Annotated in this window: 15 protein-coding genes; 12 read left to right on the forward strand and 3 right to left on the reverse strand. The window is 38.7% G+C overall.

Annotated features, from left to right (window positions below):
• Nucleotides 1–3 precede the first annotated feature (3 nt).
• Nucleotides 4–582 carry a TMEM175 family protein gene (locus A9P82_RS03360; protein WP_066204187.1) on the reverse strand — a complete coding sequence of 193 codons (579 nt, stop codon included), beginning with the start codon at nt 580–582 and terminating at the stop codon, nt 4–6.
• A gap of 245 nt (nt 583–827) precedes the next feature.
• On the opposite strand from A9P82_RS03360, the gene ung reads away from it, so the two are divergent.
• The gene (gene ung / locus A9P82_RS03365; RefSeq protein ID WP_066204189.1) at nt 828–1,502 is read left to right on the forward strand and encodes a uracil-DNA glycosylase; all 675 of its coding nucleotides are present in this window, start codon (nt 828–830) and stop codon (nt 1,500–1,502) included.
• Nucleotides 1,503–1,584: 82 nt separating this feature from the next.
• Complete coding sequence (locus A9P82_RS03370) at nt 1,585–2,316, forward strand: lysophospholipid acyltransferase family protein (protein ID WP_066204191.1); 732 nt, start codon at nt 1,585–1,587, stop codon at nt 2,314–2,316.
• Here A9P82_RS03370 and A9P82_RS03375 read toward each other — a convergent pair.
• A complete protein-coding gene (locus A9P82_RS03375; protein WP_066204193.1) occupies nt 2,310–3,533 on the reverse strand; it encodes an MFS transporter in 1,224 nt (407 codons plus the stop codon). The genes A9P82_RS03370 and A9P82_RS03375 overlap by 7 nt on opposite strands.
• 11 nt (nt 3,534–3,544) lie before the next feature.
• The gene (locus tag A9P82_RS03380; RefSeq protein ID WP_066204194.1) at nt 3,545–3,982 is read right to left on the reverse strand and encodes a MarR family winged helix-turn-helix transcriptional regulator; all 438 of its coding nucleotides are present in this window, start codon (nt 3,980–3,982) and stop codon (nt 3,545–3,547) included.
• Nucleotides 3,983–4,243: 261 nt separating this feature from the next.
• Here A9P82_RS03380 and A9P82_RS03385 point away from each other — a divergent pair, with 261 nt between their 5' ends.
• From A9P82_RS03385 to A9P82_RS03430, 10 genes are all read left to right on the forward strand, one after another.
• On the forward strand, nt 4,244–4,813 hold the full coding sequence (locus A9P82_RS03385) for an RNA polymerase sigma factor (RefSeq protein ID WP_066204196.1): 570 nt from the start codon (nt 4,244–4,246) through the stop codon (nt 4,811–4,813).
• A complete protein-coding gene (locus A9P82_RS03390) occupies nt 4,797–6,104 on the forward strand; it encodes a porin family protein (RefSeq protein WP_066204198.1) in 1,308 nt (435 codons plus the stop codon). The genes A9P82_RS03385 and A9P82_RS03390 overlap by 17 nt, the downstream gene beginning before the upstream one ends.
• Nucleotides 6,105–6,164: 60 nt before the next feature.
• Nucleotides 6,165–6,587 (forward strand): OB-fold protein, encoded by a 423-nt coding sequence (locus A9P82_RS03395; RefSeq protein ID WP_066204200.1) that lies wholly within the window; start codon nt 6,165–6,167, stop codon nt 6,585–6,587.
• A 25-nt stretch (nt 6,588–6,612) separates the two neighbouring features.
• Nucleotides 6,613–7,011: a hypothetical protein gene (locus tag A9P82_RS03400; protein WP_066204201.1), complete on the forward strand. Its 399-nt coding sequence runs from the start codon at nt 6,613–6,615 to the stop codon at nt 7,009–7,011.
• A 30-nt stretch (nt 7,012–7,041) separates the two neighbouring features.
• A complete protein-coding gene (locus A9P82_RS03405) occupies nt 7,042–7,587 on the forward strand; it encodes a YceI family protein (protein ID WP_066204202.1) in 546 nt (181 codons plus the stop codon).
• Nucleotides 7,588–7,597: 10 nt separating this feature from the next.
• A complete protein-coding gene (locus A9P82_RS03410; RefSeq protein WP_066204203.1) occupies nt 7,598–8,515 on the forward strand; it encodes a DUF5777 family beta-barrel protein in 918 nt (305 codons plus the stop codon).
• Between the two features lie 246 nt (nt 8,516–8,761).
• Nucleotides 8,762–9,625: a hypothetical protein gene (locus tag A9P82_RS03415; protein ID WP_066204205.1), complete on the forward strand. Its 864-nt coding sequence runs from the start codon at nt 8,762–8,764 to the stop codon at nt 9,623–9,625.
• 60 nt (nt 9,626–9,685) lie between these two features.
• Entirely contained in the window at nt 9,686–10,279 is a 594-nt protein-coding gene (locus tag A9P82_RS03420; protein ID WP_066204207.1) for a YceI family protein, read from the forward strand.
• Nucleotides 10,280–10,383: 104 nt separating this feature from the next.
• On the forward strand, nt 10,384–11,307 hold the full coding sequence (locus tag A9P82_RS03425; RefSeq protein WP_066204209.1) for a hypothetical protein: 924 nt from the start codon (nt 10,384–10,386) through the stop codon (nt 11,305–11,307).
• The gene (locus A9P82_RS03430; protein WP_231891196.1) at nt 11,304–12,779 is read left to right on the forward strand and encodes a B12-binding domain-containing radical SAM protein; all 1,476 of its coding nucleotides are present in this window, start codon (nt 11,304–11,306) and stop codon (nt 12,777–12,779) included. The genes A9P82_RS03425 and A9P82_RS03430 overlap by 4 nt, the downstream gene beginning before the upstream one ends.
• Nucleotides 12,780–12,782 lie beyond the last annotated feature (3 nt).

Genomic DNA, 12,782 nt, shown 5'->3' on the forward strand with positions numbered 1-12,782 from the left:
ATATCATTTCTTCGATTCCAATCTTTTATCAGGTGTTACCCACATCAACGCAACGCCTACATAACAGGCGATTGCCAATAAAGGAATAAAAAACGATAAAACAATTCCGACAATATAAATTACAATCGATATAATCCCTTTAAAATCTTTTCCGATGCCGCCTGCAAGCTCGTGATTATCTTCTACACAACCAGTTAAAATCACAATCAGATAACGATATGCAACCGCACACATCAGCAAAACAATGCCGTACAACGCAACGGGGTCTTTGCTTTTAATATGTTCGCCCAGCCAAGCCGTAGTTACGGGAATGAGCGAAAGAGAAAACAGTAAAAATAAATTTGCCCAAAGCGCCCTGCCGTTAATTTTTTCTACTAACTGAAATACATGATGATGGTTGTTCCAATAAATACCTACATAAATAAAGCTCAATACATACGACAAAAAATTCGGCAACATCGGTAGCAATGCTTTAAAAGTATCTCCGTCTTCTTCGTGCGGAACTTTGATTTCCAGAACCATAATGGTAATAATAATCGCAATTACGCCGTCGCTGAATGCTGTTAAACGTTCGGGTTTCATATTAAATGAAATTTAATTCTGTATCAATATTAAGAAAAAATGACAACACAAAAATCTTTACATTTTATGAAACCACATAAAAACATAGAATTTTGTAGAATTAAAACTAAAATTCATTCAGCATTTAAACACACAAACAATCATAGTATTTTCATCTTTCGCTGTATTCATCTATCTAAAAACTATAGTTTCTATATGGTTTAATTTTTAACTTTCAGTTGAAAAATTTCATGTAGGTTTGAAGTATGAATGTACAAATTGAAGAAAGCTGGAAAAATGAATTGAAAGATGAATTTTCCAAAGAATATTTCGCGGGAATTGTCGATTTCCTCAAAGCCGAAAAAGCGCTTAAGAAAACCATTTATCCGCCGGGAGCTTTAATTTTTAATGCCTTTGCACAAACGCCTTTTGACAAAGTAAAAGTCGTTATCATCGGGCAAGACCCATATCACGGTTACGGACAAGCGATGGGATTATCATTTTCCGTTCCCGACGGCGTGCCGCAACCGCCGTCGTTGCAAAATATTTTTAAAGAACTGCACAGCGATATCGGTATGCCGGTTCCGAAAACAGGCAACCTTACATCTTGGGCAAAACAAGGCGTTTTGCTGTTAAACGCAAGCCTTACCGTTCGCGCAAATGAAGCCAACAGCCATTCAAAAATCGGCTGGACAATTTTTACTGATGCTGTAATTAAAAAAATATCCGACGAAAAACGCGGCGTGGTGTTTTTGTTGTGGGGAAGATTTGCACAGGAAAAAGCGACTTTGATTGACGTATCCAAACATCACATTTTAAAAGCTGCGCATCCGTCGCCGCTAAGCGCACACAACGGATTTTTCGGCTGCAAGCATTTTAGCAAAGCAAATGAATTTTTAATCAAAGAAGGGCTGCAACCGATTGATTGGATGATTGTCTGAAAGAGAATGTCTGAACCATGATTTTTGGGATTTATAGAATTTCCCCGGGGATATAATTTTCTGATTAGCATACATGAACTACATGAAACTTCTTAAAGGAATATTCGCACGCATCTGGGCATTATGGGCATTGATTGTATTTGTTGCAACCATGTTGATTTGTTTTATTTTTATGCTGCCTTGCTTTTTTCTGAAAGACCCGCAGCGAGCGGCTTTGCAGAAAAATGTATCGAAAGTCTGGATGCGGATTTTTCTCACACTCACACTTGTTTTTATCAAAACAAAAAACAAGAAAGTTTTTCAGAAAGGCAAAAATTACATTCTCGTTTGCAACCACAATAGTTTTATGGATGTGATGATAACCAATCCTTTTGTGCCAAATGTTGCAAAAACGATTGCTAAAAAAAGTTTTGTAAAAGTTCCCATTCTCGGTTGGATTTATACCTGGGGCTCTGTTTTGGTAGATAGAAAAAATACACAAAGCCGCACACAAAGTTATGGCGAAATGAAAGACGTGTTATCGACCGGAATGAGTATGTTGATTTTCCCTGAAGGTACACGTAACAAGACGTCTAAACCTTTAGGCAATTTTCAGAACGGCGCATTCCGATTGGCGATTGATACGCAAAAAGGCATCATTCCTATTGTTCTTTTCAATACTAAAAAAATTTTGCAAGAAGATAAATTTTATATGCTTCCGGGAATTGTTGAAGTGCATTATTTACCGCCAATCAATCCTGCAAATAAAACTGCCGACGAACTAAAACAAAATATATATGAAATAATGTGGAATTATTACGAAGCAAATTATTGAACCAAAAACTGCGCCGCATTTCTGCGTTTTCTTTTAAAATAGAAAAAGACAATAGAAGAAACTATTCCAATCACGCCTTCTATCACAACAGTTGCTTTTGCCCCGCATTGTTCAGCAATCGCACCTACAATCAAGCTGCCGACAGGTATCAATCCTTGATAAGACATAATAAAATAACTTACCACTCTGCCGCGCATATCGTCTGCAACGTGCATTTGCAAATAAGTATTTATGGCAGCCGTCATCGACATCATTCCCATGCCCGTTAACAATGTAAAAAACAATGCTACCTGCAAATTAAAACTCGACGACAACAACAGCACACCAATTGCAAAAACGGTGCTGCCGGCAAATACAATTGTCAGCATATCTTTATTCGGCTTCAATGTTGCAATATACCCTGTACCAATCAACGCACCTACTCCTGCCGCACTCTCAAACCAACTGAAAGTAGCAGCATCGCCTTGAAAAACATCTTTGGCAAACACAGGCAGCAACGTACTGAACGGAATCACAAACACACTATATGCTGCAAGCAGCATAATAACCGAAGACGAATCCGGCGACTCTTTTAAATATACATAACCTTCGTACAAAGTTTGCCAAACATTTTCTTCTTTATGTTCCACTTTGGGCAAGTGAAGCTTCATCATCAGCAAAGAAAAAATCACGAAAAAATAGCTGATAAAATTGATAGAAAAACACATTGTATCGCCCAATGTACTTAACAAAATTCCACCGACGGCAGGTCCCAAAATCCTTGTAAGATTTGCCATTGCCGAGTTAAGCGCAATTGCGTTCGGCAAATCCTCTTCGTGTTCAATCATCTTTACAATCAACGATTGCCGCGCGGTTGTATCAAATGCGGTAATTATTCCCTGAATCAAACTGAGTATAATAATTACCGCCATATTGTCCAGCTTTATGTAAACGACATAAGTGAAAATACCTGCCTGTAAAGCCAGTAAAATTTGTGTCGCCAATAAAATCTTATAACGATTGTGCCTGTCTGTAAAACCACCTACGTAGGGAGACAATAATAATGATGGAATAAGGTTGGCAAACATGGTCAAACCCAGCATAAATGCCGAACTTGTAAGCCGGTAAACAATCCAGCTTACAGCAACTTTTTGCATCCATGTTCCAATCAAAGACACAGATTGACCACTTAGAAAATATCTGAAATTTTTAGACTTCAAAGCCCTAAATGCCTGCATAAATAACTGTTTTAAAACTCTGCCATAGATAATTTTTGTAACAATGCAACGAATGAAGGGAGCTGTGCTATTTCTTCTTTTGAGAGTTTTTTTGCAATAGCCTCGGAAAGCCATGCGCTACGCGCGGCACGCATTTCGGCCAGCTTGGATTTGCCCGTTGTATTGAGCGAAATATAAACTCTGCGTCCATCTTTGTCATCCGCATTTTTAACAATGCAATCTTCCTCGTACAATCGATTGATGATTTGCGACATGGCTTGTGCCGAAATATGATGCGCGTCTGCAAGTTCAGAAGGCAACATTTTAGTATTCTGCTCCAATAAAGCCATTGTCGTTTGCTCGCTCAGGGAGAAAGGTTGCTTTCCGGCTTCCTTTCTTAATCGCCGTGTGAGCTGTGCCATCGAATTGTTGAACGAAACCGCTAAATCGAAGAAGCTGTTTTTTGCCATTTGTCAAATAATTAAGTTAATTAATAAATTAACTTTGTAAAGTTACTTTACTATTTTTACACGACAAAAGAATGATAGAACTTTTAACATTCCAGAAACAATCTTTATCCGCTTTGGATATTTTGAATATGTAATTGTCAACTGATTTCCGGCTTTTTCAGATTTTTTTTTACGCAAGGCAACCATTCATCCTATTTAATTGTTTAATCTTTGAGTATATAATATTTTAACTGTAAAATCTCTCGGAACTTACTACTTTTAATGGAACATCAATTGTCTGACATTTTGAGTGGCTGCCGGCAGGAAATACCTGCCTGGCAAAAGATTTTATATGAACGATATTACGGGTTCGCATATTCTGTTTGTATGAGATATACTTCAAATAATGAAGATGCCATCGAGACAATGAATGACGGATTCGTAAAGATTTTTAAAGGCGTTGCAAAATTCACGGAACCGGAAGACAATACTAACTTGCCGAAGGCATTTATGGGTTGGGTTAAAACGATTATGATAAATACAAGCATTAATCATGCGAAATCTGTGGCAAGAAAAATTTCATGGACGGCAACGGATGATGCTGCACAAAATATTGCATCTCATCAGCACAGTCCTATTTCAGACATTTCTTATACAGAATTAGTAAAAATGGTACAACGTTTAAGCCCCGCTTATCGTAATACCTTTAGTTTATATGCAATAGAAGGTTTCTCTCACGAAGAAATTGCGGGAATTTTAGGTATATCTGTTGGAACTTCAAAATCAAACTTATTAAAAGCTCGGAAGAATTTGCGAAAAATTTTGGACAAGACTTATGCCGAAAAAGTTTAACAATATGGACAACGAAGAGTTTGACAAACTCTTTCGACAATCTGCAGAAGATTTTACTCCGCCTTCCGCTCCCGAAGGTGCATGGGACAATTTTTATGAAAATAAATTATCGGACAAAAAGAAAAAGAAAGGATGGCTACTGACAAATATTGAAAGGTTGTTATCGCCATTTATAGTACCTAAATTATCGTGGCAGTTTGCTACCACAGGCGTACTCATTATCGTCGCAGGTATCTGGTTGTCAATGAATAATACAACAAATCTGCATCAAGCTGTTCAAACACAAAAAATCATTGCCGAAGGTCCAAAACAGCAACTTCAAATTGAACAAGACAACGACACAGGAGTTTTAAATGAAAATGATGACCATTCCAATATAGTTGCCGAAAATGGTATATACACAGCAAAGCGAAATAACAAAAGTTCTTCACAAGAAATTTTCCGTCAGGTATCAATTGTTCCAAATACAAATAAAAACAGCAATATCATATATAATCTTCCCGAAAAATCCGGGCTGATTAAGATGAACACCGACATATATAATAATGTAATATCCGGCAGAAAAAATTCAATTGACAGTATTAATACAAGAAGATACGTTCTTGACAATAATCCAAATAAAACTATAAATAAACAGCCTGCACAACAACCGGATTTAAAAGGTTTTTTTGCAGTAGATGATGATGAAAACACCAAAAATCACAATGATGCGAGATGGCAGGTAGGCGTTGTTGGCGGCTCTAATGTAAGCGTTATACACGGCAATGTTTCGGGCAATCCCGGATTGAATACCGGCGTTATGGTTCAACGCCGGATTAATGAATCTCGTTTGTCGGTAGAAGCCGGTATTGTAAGGGAATCTATGGCTTATGATGTGGACAATGCAGATTTTCATCCAAACGGGAAAACTATTTCGTCTGAAGTCTCGAATATCAATGGGACCTGCACCATGGTTGATGTCCCTGTGAATATCCGTTACGATGTAGTTCATACAAAAAAGAGCAATGCTTTCGTAAGCACAGGTGTTTCTACGACGTGGATGGCAAATCAAAATTATACATATCAATATACAGCAGATAATGGCAACACAACACAAGTAAGCAGAGACGTGAGCGGACAAGGCAAAAACGTATATGCGGTTACTAATGTTTCAATAGGTTTTGAACAACATTTTAAGAATACTTCCGTGCAGGTAGCTCCTTACGTAAAAATTCCTTTGGGCGGCATAGGATATGGTAATATGAATTTGGGAAGTGTAGGCGCACAAATTTCTATTAAGAAAAGTTTCTAATTCAATAATAAAACACATTCGGTTAGCAGCATTTAAATAATCATTTTTAAATCACATTTTATGAAACGAAAAAAAGCGATTTTTTCCGTAGTGGCAATTCTTTGCGCTATCGGGATTGCAGGCGGCATTTGGGGCTGGATGGCTTATCACAAAGCAAGACCCACGCTCGATTCCGTTAAAGCAGATGTACAAATCAATGCAGCGAAATTGTACAACGACTTTAGTACAAATGAACAAAACGCCGATAAACTTTATCTGAATAAAGTCGTGGAAGTCAGCGGTGTCGTGGCTTCCGTGCAACAGGACAGCAGTTCCGCATCGGTACAATTAACGGCAGGCGACGGCGCCATGGGCGGCATCAACTGCGATATGCGAAGTACAGAAAACCTGCCGAAAAAAGGCGACAGCGTACACATCAAAGGCAGATGCACAGGCTATTTGATGGATGTGAGTCTTGTAGATGCAGTCAATATTTCTAAATAAATAATGAACATAAAAAAATAAATACATGAAAAGAAAAATTCTTGCTTCCGGTAGTGTTTTCAGTTTGATTATTCTCGGAAGTGCAGTTTTAAACAGCTGTTCCAAAGCCAATGAAACTGCACTTCAACAATCAGGTGGCATTACGTGCGATACTGTAAATATGAAGTACCAGGCAGATGTGCTTCCGATACTTACCGCCGAATGTTACAGTTGCCACAGCTCGCAAACATATTTATCGTCCGGGTCAAATCTCAATCTGGAAGATTTCGGCATTCTTAAATCAGAAGCGGATAACGGCGATTTGCTGAACGCCATCAAACATACCGGCAACGTTACGCCAATGCCATTAAATCTTCCACAACTTTCCGACTGTGAAATCAATACAATAACAGATTGGATTAATAACGGCAGTAAAAACAATTAACCAAGTCATTCAATTAAAAAAAACAGAAAGATGAAAAAAATAATCTTATGCTTACTTATCATTCCCGTAAGCTATACGCTAAAAGCACAAAAGTTTTTTACACGAAACGGAGAAGTAAGTTTTTATTCAAAAGCGCCTGCGGAAACCATTCAGGCAGAGAACAAGCAAGTACTTGCCATCATTGATGTATCTACAAAACAAGTTGCCTTTAATCTTTTGACAAAAGGATTTTTGTTTCAAAAACAATTGATGCAAGACCACTTCAACGAAGAAGTAATAGAAAGTGATAAATACCCGAAAGCAAGTTTCACGGGAAAAATTACCGATGCTGTTGATTTAACCAAAGCCGGCAAATACCACGTACACATTACGGGACAACTGACCATGCACGGCGTAGCGAAACCCGTAACAACAGAAGCCGATATTGAAGTTGCTTCGGGCGAATTAAAAGCAACCTCTTCCTTCAAGGTTGCTTATGAAGATTATAAAATCACAATGCCTTCTTTGCTGAAAAATAATGTGGCTAAAACAATAGCCATTTCGGTAAACATCGATTGTAAACCCATGAATAAATAAAATAAAAACAATGATTAAGAAACTTAGCATATTCATATTATCGGCAATTGCATTGGTGCATCATTCTTATGCGCAAGATACAACAAGCAACAACCTGATGAGCCTGTTAAACGATTCCATTTCATCTCAGGAAGCGGCGGACAATAAAGTTACTTCTATATTTAAAGGCACACAAATAGTGGATCTTCCAACCGTGGAGCAACCCGGCAAAAGAAACCTGCAAGTATTGATTATGCACCGCTTCGGTCGCCTGAATAACGGCGCATATCAATTCTTCGGGTTGGACAACGCATCTATACGTTTAGCATTGGATTACGGACTTACAGACAGGCTTGCAGTAGGCATCGGCAGGAGTTCTCTTGATAAAGTATTTGACGCTTCGTTCAAATATAAAATAGCTTATCAGCGCAAAAAGAAAATGCCTGTTGCCATCAGCTTCTACGGTTTGGCAACCACACAAACCTTGCGCTATACCGATAAGCCATACTTAAACTTCAAGTATCGTACCGCTTATACATCACAGTTGTTAATCGCTCGAAAATTTACGGAAGCGTTGTCTCTGGAAGCCGCACCTGCGTGGATACATTATAATCTTGTACCTACTCCGCAAGACAAGAACAATATTTTTGTAATGAGTGTGGGCGGCAGAATGAAAATCACGAAAAGAATGAGCATCGATGCAGAATATAATTATCTGCCCAATAACTCTTTGCCGTCCGAAGGGGTACATTCTTCATTAAGCGCCGCCCTTGAAATTGAAACGGGCGGGCACGTATTCCAGTTTGTATTCAGCAATGCACAGGGAATGATAGGACCTTATTACCTCACACAATCAACAGGCACCTGGGGCAAAGGCGATATTTATTTTGGATTCAATATATCGCGCGCATTCGGCTGGAGCAAGCATGGTAAGAAGAAAAAGGGCTAAGTAATTAAAGGACTTGTGTAATCTTATTTTGATAAAACAGAATGCAGATAATTATCATTAAGATTTATCTGCTTTTTTCATTTTTTACATCTGTAGTATCATACAGTTTTCAATCTACCCTCATCAATAAAATATCGTAGTCTTCTTCTCTATTTTATTATAAAAAATTTTAGCCTGCGGCAACCGATTTAACAGTCTTACTGTTCATAAGAGTATAGAAAATAAAATCAATTAAAATTTTAAAAAATGAAGACAAAAACAGTTTCACGATTACTTGCCGGCGTATTCATACTCGGCTTGTCAGCCTGTTCCAAAAGCAACAGCTCTACAACATCGGACAACACGGATAAAAGCAGCACGATACAGCTTTCTTCCAATGCAACCTTTGGCAATATCATTACCGATGGAAATGGTATGACATTGTATTTCTTTTCGATCGATGCAACCGGACAGTCCGGCTGTTCCGGCGATTGCACCGTGGCATGGCCTACCTATTATGCCGCAACACCTACAATCGGAGACGGACTGAACAGTTCGGACTTTGGCACTATCACTCGTCCCGATGGCAGTAAACAAACAACTTACAAAGGATGGCCGCTCTATTATTATATGGGCGATACTAAAGCCGGCGATGTTACGGGAGATGCCGTAAATAATGTATGGTTTGTAGCAAAGCCGGATTATACGGTTATGCTTGCCAATGAACAATTGGTAGGCAATGACGGAAAAAATTATACCGGCGATTATCAGGAAGGAACAGGCGTTACGCAATATATTACAGACGCCGTAGGCAATACTTTATATTCATTTACGCCCGACAAGTTCAATACAAATACTTTTACCAAATCTGATTTCAGCAACAATGCTGTTTGGCCTATCGACACCATCAGCACGATACAAAGCGTTCCATCTATTTTAAAGAAAAGCGATTTTGCTGTTATACAGGTTTTCGGCAAACCGCAACTTACTTACAAAGGTTGGCCATTGTACTATTTTGGAGCAGATGGTATGATGCGTGGCAACACCAAAGGCGTGAGTGTTCCTACGCCGGGCGTGTGGCCTATCGTTAATACAAAAACAAACACAGCTCCTCAGCCTGTTACATTTTAATACGTAACGCGGGACTAATCAAAAGTCCCGCTTTTTTATATTATTCCAACACACCTAATCATGAAAACAATAGTGTTTAACCTTTGCATAGCGCTACTTATTTTTTCAAACAAAGTGGATGCGCAAAACAAAAACTTATACTCCATTGGCAACGATTATACAATAACCATCAACGGAACATCCAACCTGCACGACTGGCACGAAACAGTCGATAAAGCTTTAGGGCGAGGTATTATTACACAAAACACCGACGGCAGCTTCAACATCGATTCTTTATATATTCGCATGGATGTTCACTCCATCAACAGTCCCGAAGGAAAGACAATGGTCAATAAAACCCGGGACGCCTTAAAAGCAAATCAATATCCGTTTATTACTTTTTCCATTGCATCTCCTTTAAAAATAACTACGGCAAATAAAGACGGAGTTACGGTAAACACGCCGGGCGAATTAACCATTGCAGGCGTAACCAAACACATCATTATTCAAGGGAAAATATATGCAGGCGATGCGCATAAATTTATTTTTGAAGGCACACTTCCTGTAATGTTGAACGACTATAACATTACGCCGCCGACTGCCATGCTGGGACTGCTGAAAGTGAAAAATGCTATTACCGTTCATTATCGCACATCCTTTGAAATGAAAAGCTGATACAAATAAAACAGCATAAAATTTTCATTTGCAGCAACCAATCTTCTTCATTCGTTGTTTATAAATGTGTAGATAATAAAGTTCCTCCGCTTAAAACATTTATAATGAACATTTCTCAGGCATCTGTTTACGATTATCCTTTTTACGGTTCTAAAAACAATGCACCAAAGCCTTCCGAAATACTTGAATTACTCAGATATTTCGGCGTTTTCAAGCATCCTTTAAGAGCCGATGAATTGTACAAATTTTCCGCCGCCGGCGCCAGCGTTCTGTCTGAAAAAACTGTGTTGGAAAAAATGAAAGCGACCGGCGAGGTTAAACAATACGGCGAATATTACTTGTTAAATAATGCGCCTGAAATGTGTGTGGAAAAACGCATCAACGGCGAAAAGCTTGCCGGCAAATTATTACCGAAAGCCAAAAGAACAGGGCGTTTCATTGGAATGTTTCCGTTTGTAAAATTTGTAGGCATTTCGGGTTCGCTGTCAAAAAATTATGCCGATGAAAATACCGATTTCGATTTCTTCATTATCACAGCCAACAACACGCTTTGGATATGCAGAAGCATTTTGCATATTGTAAAAAAATTAAGCTTCATCATCGGGAAGCAGCATTCACTTTGCATGAATTATTTTATAGATGAACATCATTTGAAAATAGAAGAAAAAAACATTTTCACACGCATTGAATTAAGCACGCTGATTCCGGTTTACAATAAAGATTTGTACAGAACTTTTTTGCTGCGCAATCAAAACAATCTTCCCAACATCCGGCATCTCGGCGTTGATTTTGAAGGTGCGGTTCAGTACAATTTGACGAAGTGGAACAGGCAAAACCTGGTTTGGAAACCGCTCAATATTTTCCTGATGAAATTTACCGATGCAAGATGGAAACGAAAATGGAAAAAGCGCGGATACGCCATGCAGGACTATGATTTGGCATTCAAGACAACGCCTTACGTGTCAAAAAATCATCCCAAAAATTATCAGAAAAAAATTCTCGAACAGTTAGAAAACCAAGCACATTGAAAGTATTATTCAGTCATTCCTATTTTATGCAATTCGACCCTAAGCAGATAGCGCATGCGCAGCCTTATCCGCCGTTGGGAACCATACTCGCAGCGTCGCTGTTGCGGGAGCATGACTACCATGTTGCATTGTTCGATACAATGTTCGCAAAGTCTCCGGAAGAGATTATTCCTGTCATAAAAACTTATCAACCGGATGTATTTGTGATTTATGATGATGGTTTTAATTACCTCACAAAAATGTGCCTTAGCAATATGCGCGATGCTGCTATGCTGATGCAGCAATATGCAAAAGCGTATGGTTGCGCCGTGATTGTTACCAGCTCGGATGCTGCCGACCATTACGAAAAATATTTAGACAACGGCGCCGATTTTGTTATCAGAGGCGAAGCCGAACATACTTTATTGGAAACCATCCAGGCGATTGAAGAAGATAAAAATTCGTTCAACGATATTGATGGATTAATTTATAAATCAGGCAAAGACAATATTGTGAAATGTAAGCTGCGATCGGTTTCCAAGCGATTGGACGATTTGCCTTTGCCCGCATGGGACTTGATAAATATTGAACCATACAAAAAAGTATGGATTAAAAACCACGGTTATTTTTCCATCAACATTGCTACTACGAGAGGCTGTCCGTATAAATGCAACTGGTGCGCAAAACCCATTTATGGCAACAGTTACAATATGCGTAGCCCGGAAAAAGTAGTGGAAGAAATTATCCTGTTAAAGCAAATGTTTGATATGAATCACATTTGGTTTTGCGACGACATCTTTGGGCTGAAACGCTCATGGGTAAAGGATTTCTCATCGTTTATGCAAGCAATTGATTTGAATATCGGGTTCAAAATTCAATCGCGTGCAGACCTTTTGGTACAAGAAAAATATGTATCCGATTTAGCCGGCGCAGGCTGTGCAGAAGTTTGGATGGGTGCAGAAAGCGGCTCGCAAAAAATACTGGACGCCATGGACAAAGGCACAACCGTAGAAGAAATTAAACAGGCAAGACAGTTGCTGAAACAATATGATATACGCGCTGCATTTTTTATCCAGTACGGCTATCTCGGCGAGACCATGGAAGACATCAACAAGACACTTGATTTAATTACAGAAACAATGCCGGACGATATAGGTATTTCCGTTTCGTATCCTTTACCCGGTACAAAATTTTATGATAAAGTTCAACAAGATATGGTAACGAAAAAAAACTGGACAGACTCGGACGATTTGGCGCTGATGTATTCCAACACATACGAAAGCCCTTTCTACAAAAAATTGCACAGGTACACACATTATACTTATCGTTTAAGAAAAATAAGAAACGAGCAAATGCCTGCGCCTGTAAAATTATTTAAGCGTGCAAAATATAAAATAATGAAGACCTATTTCAAAAGGCAGTTGCGCACTTACACAAAGCAAGTTGCAAGCAGAAACGATGTAAGCATGAATCCTATTATCGAACTCAATTAATCT

The sequence above is a fragment of the Arachidicoccus sp. BS20 genome (genome assembly GCF_001659705.1).
Lineage (GTDB): Bacteria > Bacteroidota > Bacteroidia > Chitinophagales > Chitinophagaceae > Arachidicoccus.

Bases quoted from the DNA above. Each gene is read 5' to 3' on its own strand.
- A9P82_RS03360 (WP_066204187.1), bottom strand. From the start codon at position 582: ATGAAACCCGAACGTTTAACAGCATTCAGCGACGGCGTAATTGCGATT.
- ung (WP_066204189.1), top strand. From the start codon at position 828: ATGAATGTACAAATTGAAGAAAGCTGGAAAAATGAATTGAAAGATGAA.
- A9P82_RS03370 (WP_066204191.1), top strand. From the start codon at position 1,585: ATGAAACTTCTTAAAGGAATATTCGCACGCATCTGGGCATTATGGGCA.
- A9P82_RS03375 (WP_066204193.1), bottom strand. From the start codon at position 3,533: ATGCAGGCATTTAGGGCTTTGAAGTCTAAAAATTTCAGATATTTTCTA.
- A9P82_RS03380 (WP_066204194.1), bottom strand. From the start codon at position 3,982: ATGGCAAAAAACAGCTTCTTCGATTTAGCGGTTTCGTTCAACAATTCG.
- A9P82_RS03385 (WP_066204196.1), top strand. From the start codon at position 4,244: ATGGAACATCAATTGTCTGACATTTTGAGTGGCTGCCGGCAGGAAATA.
- A9P82_RS03390 (WP_066204198.1), top strand. From the start codon at position 4,797: ATGCCGAAAAAGTTTAACAATATGGACAACGAAGAGTTTGACAAACTC.
- A9P82_RS03395 (WP_066204200.1), top strand. From the start codon at position 6,165: ATGAAACGAAAAAAAGCGATTTTTTCCGTAGTGGCAATTCTTTGCGCT.
- A9P82_RS03400 (WP_066204201.1), top strand. From the start codon at position 6,613: ATGAAAAGAAAAATTCTTGCTTCCGGTAGTGTTTTCAGTTTGATTATT.
- A9P82_RS03405 (WP_066204202.1), top strand. From the start codon at position 7,042: ATGAAAAAAATAATCTTATGCTTACTTATCATTCCCGTAAGCTATACG.
- A9P82_RS03410 (WP_066204203.1), top strand. From the start codon at position 7,598: ATGATTAAGAAACTTAGCATATTCATATTATCGGCAATTGCATTGGTG.
- A9P82_RS03415 (WP_066204205.1), top strand. From the start codon at position 8,762: ATGAAGACAAAAACAGTTTCACGATTACTTGCCGGCGTATTCATACTC.
- A9P82_RS03420 (WP_066204207.1), top strand. From the start codon at position 9,686: ATGAAAACAATAGTGTTTAACCTTTGCATAGCGCTACTTATTTTTTCA.
- A9P82_RS03425 (WP_066204209.1), top strand. From the start codon at position 10,384: ATGAACATTTCTCAGGCATCTGTTTACGATTATCCTTTTTACGGTTCT.